The 15,193-nt window shown below is 60.8% G+C and carries 8 protein-coding genes and 2 rRNA genes (1 of these 10 cut by a window edge); 9 read left to right on the forward strand and 1 reads right to left on the reverse strand.

Annotation, left to right across the window (positions count from 1 at the left end; genetic code table 11):
• The 8 genes from AB4O12_RS25065 to AB4O12_RS25100 all read left to right on the forward strand — a co-directional run.
• Positions 1-453, forward strand: a 23S ribosomal RNA gene (locus AB4O12_RS25065) (it extends 2,441 nt beyond the left edge of the window).
• Positions 454-607: 154 nt separating this feature from the next.
• Positions 608-723, forward strand: a 5S ribosomal RNA gene (gene rrf, locus AB4O12_RS25070).
• A 153-nt stretch (positions 724-876) separates the two neighbouring features.
• Positions 877-4,329 (forward strand): exodeoxyribonuclease V subunit gamma, encoded by a 3,453-nt coding sequence (gene recC, locus AB4O12_RS25075; RefSeq protein ID WP_460059896.1) that lies wholly within the window; start codon positions 877-879, stop codon positions 4,327-4,329.
• Positions 4,326-8,012 carry an exodeoxyribonuclease V subunit beta gene (gene recB / locus AB4O12_RS25080; protein WP_460059897.1) on the forward strand — a complete coding sequence of 1,229 codons (3,687 nt, stop codon included), beginning with the start codon at positions 4,326-4,328 and terminating at the stop codon, positions 8,010-8,012. Before recC ends, recB begins: the two co-directional genes overlap by 4 nt.
• Entirely contained in the window at positions 8,009-10,117 is a 2,109-nt protein-coding gene (gene recD, locus AB4O12_RS25085; RefSeq protein ID WP_460059898.1) for an exodeoxyribonuclease V subunit alpha, read from the forward strand. Before recB ends, recD begins: the two co-directional genes overlap by 4 nt.
• 119 nt (positions 10,118-10,236) lie before the next feature.
• Entirely contained in the window at positions 10,237-10,806 is a 570-nt protein-coding gene (locus tag AB4O12_RS25090) for a YfiR family protein (RefSeq protein WP_041477864.1), read from the forward strand.
• The gene (locus tag AB4O12_RS25095; RefSeq protein WP_460059899.1) at positions 10,803-12,071 is read left to right on the forward strand and encodes a diguanylate cyclase domain-containing protein; all 1,269 of its coding nucleotides are present in this window, start codon (positions 10,803-10,805) and stop codon (positions 12,069-12,071) included. The genes AB4O12_RS25090 and AB4O12_RS25095 overlap by 4 nt, the downstream gene beginning before the upstream one ends.
• Before the next feature lie 43 nt (positions 12,072-12,114).
• On the forward strand, positions 12,115-12,570 hold the full coding sequence (locus tag AB4O12_RS25100) for an OmpA family protein (RefSeq protein ID WP_460059900.1): 456 nt from the start codon (positions 12,115-12,117) through the stop codon (positions 12,568-12,570).
• Here AB4O12_RS25100 and AB4O12_RS25105 read toward each other — a convergent pair.
• Entirely contained in the window at positions 12,567-13,514 is a 948-nt protein-coding gene (locus AB4O12_RS25105) for a LysR family transcriptional regulator (RefSeq protein WP_016771799.1), read from the reverse strand. The two genes, AB4O12_RS25100 and AB4O12_RS25105, sit on opposite strands and share 4 nt — an antisense overlap.
• A 149-nt stretch (positions 13,515-13,663) precedes the next feature.
• On the opposite strand from AB4O12_RS25105, the gene AB4O12_RS25110 reads away from it, so the two are divergent.
• Positions 13,664-15,190: a CoA-acylating methylmalonate-semialdehyde dehydrogenase gene (locus AB4O12_RS25110; protein WP_024011486.1), complete on the forward strand. Its 1,527-nt coding sequence runs from the start codon at positions 13,664-13,666 to the stop codon at positions 15,188-15,190.
• The last annotated feature ends 3 nt before the right edge of the window (positions 15,191-15,193 follow it).

Raw genomic sequence — 15,193 nt, forward strand, 5'->3', positions numbered from 1 at the left:
CAGGCTGATACCGCCCAAGAGTTCATATCGACGGCGGTGTTTGGCACCTCGATGTCGGCTCATCACATCCTGGGGCTGAAGCCGGTCCCAAGGGTATGGCTGTTCGCCATTTAAAGTGGTACGCGAGCTGGGTTTAGAACGTCGTGAGACAGTTCGGTCCCTATCTGCCGTGGACGTTTGAGATTTGAGAGGGGCTGCTCCTAGTACGAGAGGACCGGAGTGGACGAACCTCTGGTGTTCCGGTTGTCACGCCAGTGGCATTGCCGGGTAGCTATGTTCGGGAAAGATAACCGCTGAAAGCATCTAAGCGGGAAACTTGCCTCAAGATGAGATCTCACTGGAACCTTGAGTTCCCTGAAGGGCCGTCGAAGACTACGACGTTGATAGGTTGGGTGTGTAAGCGCTGTGAGGCGTTGAGCTAACCAATACTAATTGCCCGTGAGGCTTGACCATATAACACCCAAGCAATTTGCTGACCTGAAAAGGCACCAGATTGCGGTGTGTGAAGACGAAACGAACCGAAAGTTCGAAATTCACAAACACCTAGCTGTCACATACCCAATTTTCTGAAGCGAGGCCATCCGGTCCCGAGTCAGTACCCGAATTTCTTGACGACCATAGAGCGTTGGAACCACCTGATCCCATCCCGAACTCAGCAGTGAAACGATGCATCGCCGATGGTAGTGTGGGGTTTCCCCATGTGAGAGTAGGTCATCGTCAAGATTAAATTCCGAAACCCCAATTGCGAAAGCAGTTGGGGTTTTGTTTTGCCTGCGAGAAAGTTCTTACAGCCTTCGCAGACCTCGTCCGGCTGTCACAGCCGGCCGACAATGCTAAGGTTCTGCCTCGGCTTTAGCGATTTTCCAAGGAATCCATATGTCGGACGCCCAGTCCCTCAACGCTGCATTCATGGTGGTTCAGAGCAACAGTCTCGATGAGCTGCGCAGTCTTGTGGTCAGCATCATGCGGCGCTACCCACTGGCACCCTTGGAAAACGAAATCGCTTTGGTGCAAAGCAACGGCATCGCCCAATGGCTCAAACTCGCATTGGCCGAAGATCCTGAAGACGATGACCTTGGCGGTTGCGGGATCGCTGCGGCGATTGACGTTCAACTACCCGGCAGTTTCATGTGGCAGCTCTATCGCTTGGTATTGGGACGAGAAGAGATTCCGGCGAAATCCCTGCTCGATAAGGCTCCGCTGACCTGGCGCCTGATGCGCCTCTTGCCACAGGTAATCGACCGCCCACATTTCGAGCCGCTGCAACGCTTCCTCACCAATGACAGCGATCTGCGCAAGCGCTATCAATTGTCAGAGCGTCTGGCCGATCTGTTCGACCAATATCAGGTCTACCGGGCCGATTGGCTGGAAGATTGGGCGGAAGGCCGCCACCAACTGCGCAATGTGCGAGGTGAAATCAAGCCTCTGCCAGCGACCAGTTGCTGGCAGGCAGAGTTGTGGCGAGCGCTGCTGGATGACGTCGGCGAACAAGGCATGGCGCAGAGTCGTGCCGGCGTGCATCAACGCTTCATGGAACGCATCAACATACTCGACAAGGCCCCGGCTGCGCTGCCGCCGCGCGTGATCGTCTTTGGCATTTCTTTATTGCCCGCACAAGTTCTTGAAGCGCTCGCCGGTCTGGCACGTTTTAGCCAGGTATTGCTTTGCGTACACAATCCCTGTCGCCATCACTGGGCCGATATCGTCGCCGACAAGGACCTGCTGCGACATCAATACAAGCGGCAACAACGCAAAAGCGGGATGCCAGTTGTACTTGATGCCGAGACCCTGCATCAGCACGCACATCCGTTGCTGGCCGCTTGGGGCAAACAAGGTCGCGACTATATCAACCTGCTCGACAGCTACGACGATCCCAACAGCTACCGCGCAGCCTTTCGTGACGGCCGCATCGACCTGTTCAGCGAAGCCCAGCCGCACAACATGCTTAACCAGCTTCAGGACGACATCCTCGAATTGCGCCCCCTCAACGAGACTCGTGCGCTCTGGCCCGCTGTCGACCTGACGCAGGACCAATCGATCCGGTTTCACATCGCCCACAGTGCCCAGCGTGAAGTCGAAATCCTGCACGATCAACTCCTGGCGCGTTTCAGCGCCGACCCGGCTCTACGCCCACGGGACGTGATCGTGATGGTCCCTGATATCGACAGCTACGCACCGCATATCCGCGCGGTTTTCGGTCAGCTCGATCGATTTGACCCGCGCTTCATTCCGTTCACTTTGGCGGACCAGGGCCAGCGAGGACGTGATCCATTACTAATCGCCGTCGAGCACCTGCTCAAGCTGCCGGACAGCCGTTTCCCGGTCAGCGAGATTCTCGACCTGCTCGATGTTCCAGCTCTGCGTGCTCGCTTTGGCGTAGAGGAACGTGACCTGCCAACCCTGCACCGCTGGATCGAGGGTGCCGGCGTGCGTTGGGGCATGAGTGCCGAACAACGGGCCGGTCTCGGATTGCCTGAGGAACTGGAGCAGAACAGCTGGCATTTCGGTCTACGCCGAATGCTGCTGGGCTACGCCGTCGGCAGTGCCGATGCATGTGCAGGTATCGAGCCTTACGACGAAATTGGTGGACTTGATGCTGCCCTGATCGGGCCATTGGTTGCGCTGCTGGATGCCTTGGAAATCGCTCATCAGCAACTCACGCAACCGGCTCAACCGAAAGTGTGGGGGCTGCGCTTGCAGGCGCTGATGCAGGTGTTCTTTCAGGCGAGCAACGAGCACGACGACTACCTGCTGACCCAGCTCGAAGAGCTTCGCGAGACCTGGCTGGAAACCTGCGAGGCGGTCGGCCTGACTGACGAACTGCCGCTGACTGTTGTGCGCGAAGCCTGGCTCGCCGGGCTCGATCAGGGCCGATTGTCGCAACGATTCCTCGCCGGTGCGGTGAATTTCTGCACCTTGATGCCGATGCGTGCCATTCCTTTCAAACTGGTTTGTCTGCTGGGCATGAACGACGGCGATTATCCGCGCGCGCAGCCGCCGCTGGACTTCGATCTGATGGGCAGTGATTACCGGCCTGGCGACCGCTCACGACGTGAGGACGACCGCTATCTGTTACTTGAAGCGCTGTTATCCGCACGCACTCAGCTCTATATCAGTTGGGTCGGTCGCAGCATCCGCGACAACAGCGAACGACCCGCCTCGGTGCTCATCGGCCAGTTGCGCGATCACCTCGCCAGCGGCTGGCGTTCAATCGACCCCACCCAGGATCTATTGGAAGCGCTGACCGAAGAACACCCCCTGCAACCTTTCAGTGCCCGCTATTTCCACGAAGGCGAGCAACTGTTCAGCTACGCCAGCGAGTGGCAGGTGTTACATCAAGAGAAAGCGCAGCAAAGCGAAGCACCGTTACTCGCGCCATATGTTCAAGAGGAACCGTTGACGCTGGCATTGCTGCAGGACTTTCTGCGTAATCCGGTTCGGCATTTTTTCACACAACGTCTCAAGGTCTATTTCGAGGCTGCGCAAGCGCCGTTGGCCGATGAAGAACCTTTCGTGCTGGACGCGCTACAGCGCTACACGCTGAGCGACAGTTTGCTGGAAGCCGCACTCAGTCAGCCGGACGATGTCGATCAGGCACTGCACGCCCGGGCGCTGCGCCTGCAAAATAGTGGTCTGCTGCCTATGGCCGGTTTTGGCGAATGCCTACAGCGTGAACTGATCGAACCGCTACCGGATCTTCTGCAGCGTTATCAACAGTTGCTGACGTTATGGCCGACGCCGTTGACCAGTGCGATCCCGGTCAGTCTCGACTTGCAAGGTATGCGGCTGGAGGGCTGGCTTGCAAGCCTGCATCAACGCGCCGATGGCGGACTACTTTCAGTCACGACCATTCCCAACAGCATCGGCTCGATCAAAACGCGCAAGTGGCACCGGCTGACCAAACCGTGGGTCACCCATCTGGTCGCCTGCGCCAGCGAGCATGCGTTGACGACGGCATTGGTCGCCAGTGACGACACACTGTTGCTTGAGCCAATGGAGCGGGACCGAGCGCTGCGATTGCTCGGTGACTTGCTGCTCGCCTGGCAAACCGGCATGCGCCAACCTTTGCCGATTGCGATAAAAACCGCGTTCGCCTGGCTGTCGCAATCCGACCCGGTCAAAGCCGAAGCCGCTGCGCGAAAAGCCTATGAAGGCGACGGTCAGACCAACGAGGGTGAGCGGCGTGAAAGCCCGGCACTGCTCCGGCAATATCCCGACTTCGATGCATTGTTGGCAGACGAAACCTTCACCGGCTGGTGCGACGCGTTGTACCGCCCATTATTCGAAGCGCCGTGGCGTTCCTTGTCCAGCGAAGGTGCGCGCGCATGAGTACCAAAACACCGTTGGCTCTGGCCTTCCCGCTGCGCGGCAGTCAGTTGATCGAAGCAAGCGCCGGCACCGGTAAAACCTTTACGATTTCGGCACTTTATCTGCGGCTGATTCTCGGCCATGGCGGCGAGACAAGCGGTTTTGCACGAGAATTACTGCCGCCGCAAATCCTCGTAGTGACGTTTACTGACGCTGCTACCAAAGAGCTGCGTGAACGCATTCGGACACGCTTGGCTGAGGCCGCGCGGTTTTTCCGCGATGAAATTGTTGCCCCCGACGGATTGATTGCCGAGCTGCGCGATCAGTTCGATCCGCAGCAATGGCCGGGCTGCGCCAACCGCCTTGATATCGCCGCGCAGTGGATGGACGAAGCCGCCGTCTCGACCATTCACAGCTGGTGTCAGCGCATGCTGCGCGAGCATGCGTTCGACAGCGGCAGCCTGTTCACGCAATCCCTGGAAACCGATCACAGCGATCTGCTTGGCGAAGTGTTGCGCGATTACTGGCGACTGTTCTGCTACCCGATGCAGGGCGATGCGCTGAACTGGGTGCGCAGCAATTGGGGTGGCCCCGCCGCGTTGTTGCCTCGGGTGCGCGGCTTGTTTGCCAGCGAGCGTGACACCGATGAAGGCAAGGCGCCCGCGGAGCTGATCGAGGAGTGTTTGCTGGAGCGGCGGGCGGCGTTGGTCGAACTGAAAGCGCCTTGGCGTGATTGGGCAGACGAACTGCTCGCGCTCTGCCATGAAGGCGTCGCCAGCAAAACCGTCGATGGCCGCAAGATGCAGGCGCGTTATTTCGAGCCCTGGTTCGAGAAACTCAAGACCTGGGCGGAAGACGAGTCGCTTGAGCAACTGGACATTGGCACCGGCTTCACCCGATTGACGCCCGATGGCATGGCCGAGGCCTGGAAAGGCCAGGCTCCCAGTCATCCGGGGCTGGACGCCATGTCCGGACTCAAGTCGAGCCTGGATGCCTTGCCGACGCCCGATGCTGCTGTTCTGCAACACGCTGCCAAGTGGGTCGGCGCGCGTTTTGAAGAAGAGAAGCGCCGTCGCGCAGAAATGGGGTTCGACGACATGTTGCTGCGTCTGGATGCCGCGCTGCAATCGGAGGGCGGCGAGCGTCTGGCAACGCTGATCCGCGAGCAGTTCCCGGTCGCGCTGATCGACGAATTCCAGGACACCGACCCGGTTCAGTACCGCATCTTCGAGAGCATTTACCGCATCGAAGACAATCACCCTGACACCGGCCTGTTCCTGATCGGCGACCCCAAGCAGGCGATCTATGCCTTCCGTGGTGCCGACATCTACACCTATCTGCGCGCACGTCAGGCCACTACCGGCCGTTTGCATACACTAGGCACCAACTTCCGCTCCAGCCACGGCATGGTGACAGCGGTCAATCACGTATTCGAACGCGCCGAGTCCCGAGAGCAAGGACGCGGCGCGTTTTTGTTTCGCGAGAAAACCGGCGAAAACCCGGTACCGTTCCTCCCGGTCGAGTCTCAGGGACGCAAGGAAACGCTGCGGATTGCCGGGCAAGACGTCGCAGCACTGAATGTCTGGCTACTGCCCAGCGATCAGCCGCTGTCCGGCGCGGTCTATCGCCAGCAAATGGCCGCCGCCTGCGCCAGTCAAATCACCGCACTGCTCAATGGCGGGCAAACCGGCAGCGCTGGTTTCTTTCAAGCAGACGACTTCAAAGGTTTACGCCCTTCGGACATAGCGATCCTCGTCCGCGACGGTAAGGAAGCCCAAGCCGTACGCGCCGAACTCGCCGCCAGAGGGGTGCGCAGTGTTTATCTGTCAGACAAGGATTCCGTGTTCGCCGCGCAAGAGGCGCACGATCTGCTGGCCTGGCTGAAGGCTTGCGCCGAACCCGATGTCGAACGCTCGCTCAAGGCTGCGCTGGCTTGCACCACATTGAACCTGCCGCTGACCGAGCTGGAGCGGTTGAACCAGGACGAAATGGTCTGGGAAGCCCGGGTCATGCAGTTCCGTGGCTATCGAGAGCTCTGGCGCAAACAGGGCGTGTTGCCGATGTTGCGACGCCTGCTTCACGACTTCCACCTGCCGCAAACCCTGATGCAGCGCAGTGACGGCGAGCGCGTGCTGACCAACCTTTTGCACCTGTCGGAGCTGATGCAGCAAGCCGCTGCTGAACTGGACGGCGAGCAAGCGCTGATCCGCCATCTGGCCGAGCTGCTGGCACTGTCCGGTCAGGCCGGTGAAGAGCAGATTCTGCGTCTGGAAAGCGACGAGCAACTGGTCAAAGTGGTGACCATCCACAAATCCAAGGGTCTGGAATATCCGCTGGTGTTCCTGCCATTCATTTGCTCGGCGAAACCGGTGGATGGCAGCCGTTTGCCGCTGCATTACCACGACGTTGCAGGCAAGGCGCAGATCAGCCTCAAGCCGACCCCCGAGTTGATCGCCCTGGCTGACGATGAGCGTCTGGCCGAAGATCTGCGTCTTCTGTATGTCGCGTTAACCCGCGCGCAGCATGCCTGTTGGCTGGGCGTCACTGATCTCAAGCGCGGCAATAACAACAGCTCGGTGCTGCACCTGTCGGCGTTGGGTTATTTGCTCGGTGGCGGTGCCGCTTTGGGCGAGTCCAGCGAACTGAATCGCTGGCTGCGGGATCTGCAGCAAGACTGCCCGGCCATCGGCATCAGCGAAATGCCTCAGCCCACTGATGAGCATTACCAACCGCCGCGCAATGAAGCAGTGCTACGAGCGACGCTACGGCCCAAGCGCAAAGCCAGTGAAAACTGGTGGATCGCTTCCTATAGCGCTTTGCGCATCAGCGACATATTGAGCGTCGGCAGCGTTGAAGCACCGGACAGTCCGCAGGCGCAAAAGCTCTTCGACGACGAGCGCCTCGATCCCGACGCGCCACATGAAATCAGCAGTGGTGGCGCCGATATCCACCGCTTCCCGCGTGGCCCTAACCCGGGCACGTTTTTACATGGCTTGCTCGAATGGGCGGGCGCTGAAGGTTTTTCGGTTACCCGCGAAGCGCTGGAAGATGCAATTGCCCGGCGTTGCAACCTGCGCGGCTGGCAAGGCTGGATCACCACGCTGACTGACTGGCTGCAACATTTGCTCAAGTCACCGTTGCCGATCGCTGGCGGGCAACCGCCGGTGGTTCTTGAGCAGTTGAAGCAATACCGCGTCGAGATGGAGTTCTGGTTTGCCAGCCACAAAGTCGACGTGCTCAAGCTCGACGAACAGGTGCGCCAGCACACCCACAATGGCGTCGCCCGGGTGTCGGCGGAGCCGGTACAACTCAACGGCATGTTCAAGGGCTTTATCGACCTGACCTTCGAGCACGCTGGCCGCTATTACGTCGCCGATTACAAATCCAATTGGCTCGGCGTGGATGATCAGGCCTACACGGTGCAGGCGATGGAGCAGTCGATCCTCGACAACCGTTATGACCTGCAATACGTGCTGTATCTGCTGGCACTGCATCGCCAGTTGAAGGCGCGGCTGGCGGATTACGATTACGACCGTCACATCGGCGGGGCGCTGTATCTGTTTCTACGCGGTACGCGTGCGGATAGTCGCGGCGTGTACTTCGTGCGTCCACCACGGGAATTGATCGAACGCCTCGACCGGATGTTCCAGGGCAAACCCGAACCCAAGTCCGAACCCGCCCGGGAACAGGGAGTCCTGCTATGAGCCGCACATTCGCCGATCTGCTGCCGACGCCGCTGGAAGCGGACAGCCTGTCGAAACTCTCGCCGCTGACCCGCGCCGATGATTTGCTGTTGTTGCTGAGCCGTTGGGTCGAGCGCGGCTGGCTGCGCGCGCTGGACCGCGCCTTTGTCGCGTTCCTGCATGAACTCGAGCCCGAGACCGACCCGTTGGTGTTGCTCGCGGCGGCGTTGACCAGTCACCAACTCGGCCATGGTCATGTGTGTCTGGACCTGTTTGAAACCCTCAAGGCGCCGGATTTTGCACTGTCATTGCCGCCCGAAGGCGACGTGCAGGGCGGTGTGTTGCTGCTGCCCTCGCAATTGCTCGAAACGCTCGATGGAGCCCATTGGTGCAAAGTGCTGGCAAGTAGTCCATTGGTGGCCCTGGCCGCTGACCCGAGTGAAACAGCGCAGACACGTCCGCTGGTGCTGTCCTCGAAACGCCTGTACCTGCGCCGCTACTGGACCTACGAACGCCGCATCGATGCAGCGTTGCGCCAACGCTTGTTGCAGCAGGAGCCGACGCCGGATGATCTGCCGCAGCGTCTGAACGAATTGTTCGGCGGCGCGGAATCCGCAGCTGTCATCGATTGGCAAAAACTCGCCTGCGCCATCGCTACGCGCAGCGCCTTCAGCATCATCACTGGCGGCCCGGGCACCGGGAAAACCACCACGGTGGTGCGCTTGCTCGCGTTGTTGCAGGCACCGGCCGTCGAGGCTGGCCATCCGCTGCGCATTCGTCTGGCGGCACCGACCGGCAAGGCCGCTGCGCGTTTGACCGAGTCGATCAGTCAGCAAGTGCAATCACTGCAAGTCGCCGAAGCGGTGCGCGCGGCGATCCCCAGCGATGTGACCACCGTGCACCGTCTGCTCGGCAGTCGACCGGGCACCCGGCATTTCCGTCACCATGCCGGCAACCGCCTGCCGCTGGATGTGCTGGTGGTCGATGAAGCGTCGATGATCGACCTGGAAATGATGGCGAACTTGCTCGACGCCATGCCGGCCCATGCTCGGCTGGTGCTGCTGGGCGACAAGGATCAGTTGGCCTCGGTCGAGGCCGGTGCGGTGTTGGGCGATCTGTGCCGTGACGCCGAGGGCGGTTGGTACAGCCCGCAAACGCGACAATGGCTGGAGTCTGTCAGTGGCGAGTCGTTGCAGGGTAGCGGTTTGCATGAAGACTACGACGGCACCCATCCGTTGGCGCAACAAGTGGTGATGCTGCGTCACTCGCGCCGCTTCGGCGAGGGCAGCGGTATCGGTCAGCTCGCGCGCCGGGTCAATCAGCAATTGGCCGACGAGGCGCGACAGTTGCTCGCGGCCGGCGGCTACGACGACGTGTATTCGCTGCCGCTCAAAGGCGAGCACGATCTCAAGCTCGAACGCCTGCTGCTCGAAGGTCACGGCAACGGCCCGCAAGGTTATCGCCATTACTTGAGCGTACTGCGCGATCAGCGTCCACCGTCGACGCGGCCACTTGAGCATGCGGACTGGACCGATTGGGCGCGGGAAGTCTTGCAGGCGTTCGACACATTCCAGTTGCTGTGCGCGGTGCGCAAAGGGCCATGGGGTGTTGAAGGTCTGAACCAGCGCATTACCGCTGCGTTGCTCAAGGCGCGTCTGATCGAGAGCGATCAGCAGTGGTATGAAGGTCGGCCGGTGCTGATGACACGCAACGACTATGGTCTGGGCCTGATGAACGGCGACATCGGTATCGCCCTGAAACTGCCCGAGCGTGAAGGCGCAGAAATCGGCAAAACGGTTCTGCGCGTGGCCTTCCCGCGTAACGATGGTCAGGGCGGCGTGCGCTTCGTGTTGCCGAGTCGACTCAATGATGTCGAAACCGTGTACGCCATGACGGTGCACAAGTCCCAGGGTTCGGAGTTCGCCCACACGGCGCTGATCCTGCCGGATGCGCTGAATCCGGTACTGACCAAAGAGCTGATCTACACCGGGATTACTCGCGCGCGGCACTGGTTCACCCTGATCGAGCCGCGTGCAGGCGTGTTTGAAGAGGCGGTGCTGCGCAAGGTCAAGCGTCTGAGCGGGCTGATGCTGGAACTGGAAGAGGGCACCGAGCCTCCGGGATGAAGCGCTGAATGACCGACAACGAGTACTGACCAACCGGTCAGAGGCAGGCGCCTCGCTGGTGTTCTGGCGCTGTGCTATCGTTGCGGCATCATTTCGTTACGCTCCAAGAGAATCCCTCCATGAAGGTGGCCGTCTGGGCGACACAGCGTGTGGTGGCCTGCCAGCACGCATTGCTGATCGTTTTGCTCTGGTTGTTCACGGGCAGCGCCATCGCCCAAGCGCAAACCGGGCCGGCCGAGCAACGGGCCAAAGCGGTCACGCAAGTGGTTCTTGGCATCCTCAGTTACGCACGCTGGCCAGTGGAGCCGGCGCAATTGCGTCTGTGCATCGTCGGCCCCACCGAATACACCGATGACCTGGTCAAAGGCACCACCCAAGCCACGGGTCGGCCGGTGGCTGTGCGGCGTCTGCTGGCGGACAACCCGGCCATCGTCAGCGAATGCGACGCGGTGTACATCGGCAAGCTGACCGCCGATGAACGCAGTCGCCTGTTCGCATCGTTGATCGGGCATCCGGTGCTGAGCATCAGCGAAGCAGACGATCAATGCACCGTCGGCAGTCTGTTCTGCCTGCGCGTTGGCGATGAACAAGTGTCGTTCGAGGTCAATCTCGACTCCGTGGCTCGCAGTGGTGTGCGCATTCACCCCAGCGTGTTGCAGTTGTCCCGTCGCAAAGCGGCGGCGCCATGAAGCTGTTCAGTTGGAAGGCTCGCCCCACCCTTGGTTCGGTCATTGGCCGTGGGCATTTGATTGTCGCGCTGGTGGCGGTGGCGATGGCCAGTGTTTCGCTGACCTTGCTGGGCGTGCTCGCGCTGCGGGTCTATGCCGACCACAACCTGCACTTGATCGCCCGTTCGATCAGCTACACCGTCGAGGCAGCCGTCGTGTTCAATGACAAAGCGGCGGCAACCGAGGCGCTGGCGATCATCGCCGCCACCGAGGAAGTAGCGGATGCCCGAGTGCTCGACGCGCAAGGCCAATTGATTGCGCAATGGCAGCGCGTCGAGACCGGCTTGTTCTCCGAGCTGGAAATGCAGATCACCCGCGCTCTTCTGGAAAAACCGGTCAGCCTGCCGATCGAGCATCAGGACCGCGAAATCGGTCGCGTCCTGCTCATCGGTCACGGCGGCAGCCTGATGCGCTTCCTGCTCAGCGGCCTGGCCGGGATTGTGCTCTGCACCGCGATCAGCGCCTGGGTCGCGCTCTATCTGGCGCGGCGGCAGTTGCGCGCGATCATCGGCCCGTTGCACAGCCTCGCCGCCGTCGCCCACGCCGCGCGCAGTGAGCGAGCGCTGGATCGGCGCGTGCCGCCGGCGCAAATCGCTGAACTGGATAATCTGGGTAACGACTTCAATGCCTTGCTCGGCGAACTCGAGTCGTGGCAAACCCATCTGCAAAACGAAAACGAAACTCTCGCTCACCAAGCGACCCACGACAGCCTCACCGGTTTGCCCAACCGCGCGTTTTTCGAAGGCCGCTTGATGCGCGCCTTGCGCAACGGCAAAAAACACGATGAGCGGGTCGCCGTGCTGTTTCTCGACAGCGACCGCTTCAAAGGCATCAACGATAACTTCGGCCACGCCTCGGGCGACGCAGTGCTGGTGGCCATCGCCAATCGCGTGCGAGCGCAATTGCGCGAGGATGATCTGGTCGCGCGGCTGGGCGGCGACGAGTTCGCCGTGCTGCTTGCGCCACTGCACACGGTCGAAGACGCTGAGCACATCGCTGACAAGATTCTCGCCAGCATGGACATGCCGATCACCCTGCCCGGCGACAGCAGTGTGGTGACCTCGCTCAGTATCGGCATCGCCGTTTACCCCGATCATGGCGCCACGCCGGGTGCCTTGCTCAACGCAGCCGACGCGGCAATGTACCAGGCCAAGCGCCTGTCGCGCGGCGCGCAATTCACCGCCGGGTCGGAGCGCCCGGTCGATTCCGTTCATACCAGGAGCTGATGTCCGTGTTCACTCTTCCCGTTCGACTTTTTCCGCATTGCTGATGATCGCCGCGCTGACCCTGAGCGGTTGCCAGACCGCCCCGCAAAAGGGCCTGACACCGGCGCAGGTCGCCGTGCTCAAACAGCAGGGTTTCGAGTTGACCGACGACGGCTGGGAGTTCGGCTTGTCGGGCAAAGTGCTGTTTGGCAGTGACGTCGAAAGCCTGAACGCAGCCAGCACGGAAATCGTCGAACGCATCGGCAAGGCGCTGCTCGGCGTGGGGATCGAGCGCGTTCGGGTAGATGGCCACACCGATGCGTCCGGCAAGGAAACCTACAATCAGCAACTGTCGCTGCGCCGGGCCAAGAGCGTCGCCAACGTCCTCGGCACGGTCGGCATGAAGCAGGAAAACATCCAGCTGCAAGGCCTGGGCAGCAGCGAACCGGTGGCTTCCAACGACACCGCAGCGGGGCGTACGGAAAATCGCCGGGTGTCGATCGTGGTCAGCGCCGACTAATCGGCAAAGCGCATCTCCCGCGTTTCACCCATCAACAACGCCTGATTGCGTTCAGTCACTTCGCGGATGTAATCCCACAACAACGTAATCCGCTTCAGCTTCCTCAGATCCTCCCGGCAGTACATCCAGAACTGCCGGGTGATGTCGATTTCCTCCGGCAGCACCGGCAGCAATCGCGGGTCTTGTGCGGCGAGAAAGCACGGCAGGATCGCCAGCGAGCGCCCCTGCTGCGCGGCAACGTATTGCGCGATCACGCTGGTGCTGCGCAAGTTTGCGCTGGCGCCGGGCAGCACGTTGGCCAGGTAGAGCAGCTCCGAGCTGAACGCCAGGTCGTCCACATAACTGATGAATTGATGCTTGCTCAAATCGGCCGGGCGGCGGATCGGTGGGTGTTTGTCCAGATAGTCCTGGGTTGCGTACAGCTGCAAACGGTAGTCGCAGAGTTTGCAGCAGACGTACGGCCCGTGCTCCGGCCGCTCGAGGGCGATGACGATGTCGGCCTCGCGCTTGGACAGGCTGATGAAGTGCGGCAGCGGCAGGATGTCCACCGAGATTGCCGGGTAGGCGTCGACGAAATGGCTCAGTTGCGGAGTGATGAAAAAACTGCCGAAGCCTTCGGTGCAGCCCATGCGCACATGGCCGGACAGGGCCACGCCCGAGCCCGAAACCTGCTCGCAAGCCATGTGCAATGTGCTTTCGATCGACTCGGCATAACCGAGCAAGCGCTGGCCTTCAGTGGTCAGGACGAAGCCGCTGGTGCGGGATTTCTCGAACAGTAATGTGCCGAGCGCCGCTTCCAGCGAACTGATCCGTCGCGACACCGTGGTGTAGTCGACAGCCAGGCGTTTGGCGGCGGTACTGGCCTTGCGGGTGCGGGCGACTTCGAGGAAAAACTTCAGGTCGTCCCAGTTCAGCGAGCCTAGCGAGGTGATGTTTTTTTGCATGATGGACGGGCTTATATGTGCGTTCTTATTAGAAGTTTGCACATCTATACTCCAAAAACAGTCCGACAACCAATTCGCGACACACGCCTCATCTCAAGGCGAACCTTTCGCCTTGGCTCCTACGATAAAAACAAGTTCTGGAGACCAGCATGAACGCATCGCTTACGCCCAACGACACCACGCTGCAAAAGGTCAAGCTGCTGATCGACGGCGAGTGGGTCGAGTCGCAGACCACCGAGTGGCACGACATCGTCAACCCGGCCACCCAGCAAGTGCTGGCGAAGGTTCCGTTCGCCACCGCCGCTGAGGTCGATGCCGCTGTCAGCGCCGCCCAGCGCGCGTTCCAGACCTGGAAACTGACCCCGATCGGCGCGCGGATGCGCATCATGCTCAAGTTGCAAGCGCTGATCCGCGAGCACTCCAAGCGCATCGCAGTGGTCCTCAGCGCCGAGCAGGGCAAGACCATTGCTGATGCCGAAGGCGATATTTTCCGTGGCCTGGAAGTGGTCGAGCACGCGTGCTCGATCGGCACCCTGCAAATGGGCGAGTTCGCCGAGAACGTCGCTGGCGGCGTCGACACTTACACTCTGCGCCAGCCGATCGGTGTGTGCGCCGGCATCACGCCGTTCAACTTCCCGGCGATGATTCCGCTGTGGATGTTCCCGATGGCGATCGCCTGCGGCAACACCTTCGTGCTCAAGCCGTCGGAACAGGATCCGCTGTCGACCATGCTGCTGGTGGAGCTGGCGATCGAAGCGGGCGTCCCTGCTGGCGTGCTCAACGTGGTTCACGGCGGCAAGGATGTGGTCGATGGCCTGTGCACGCACAAGGACATCAAAGCCGTGTCGTTCGTCGGTTCGACCGCTGTCGGCACCCACGTTTATGACCTGGCCGGCAAACACGGCAAGCGCGTGCAGTCGATGATGGGCGCAAAAAACCACGCCGTGGTACTGCCGGACGCCAATCGCGAGCAAGCGCTGAATGCCTTGGTCGGCGCCGGTTTCGGTGCGGCCGGGCAACGTTGCATGGCCACGTCGGTGGTGGTGCTGGTCGGTGCCGCAAAACAGTGGCTGCCAGACCTGAAAGCGCTGGCGCAGAAACTCAAGGTCAACGCCGGCAGCGAGCCGGGTACCGATGTCGGCCCGGTGATTTCGAAAAAAGCCAAGGCGCGGATCCTCGAACTGATCGAAAGCGGCATCAAGGAAGGCGCCAAGCTTGAACTCGATGGTCGTGACATCAGCGTGCCGGGTTATGAACAAGGCAATTTTGTCGGCCCGACCCTGTTCTCCGGTGTGACCACCGACATGCAGATTTACACCCAGGAAATCTTCGGCCCGGTGCTGGTGGTGCTGGAAGTCGACACCCTCGACCAGGCGATTGCGCTGGTCAACGCCAATCCTTTCGGCAACGGCACTGGCCTGTTCACCCAGAGCGGTGCGGCGGCGCGTAAATTCCAGACTGAAATCGACGTCGGCCAGGTCGGCATCAACATTCCGATTCCGGTGCCGGTACCGTTCTTCAGCTTCACCGGTTCGCGCGGTTCGAAACTCGGCGACCTCGGCCCGTACGGCAAGCAAGTGGTGCAGTTCTACACGCAGACCAAAACGGTCACGGCGCGCTGGTTCGACGACGACAGCGTCAACGACGGCGTGAACACCACCATCAACCTGCGCTGAGGA

This window comes from Pseudomonas sp. S2_A05, assembly GCF_054668485.1.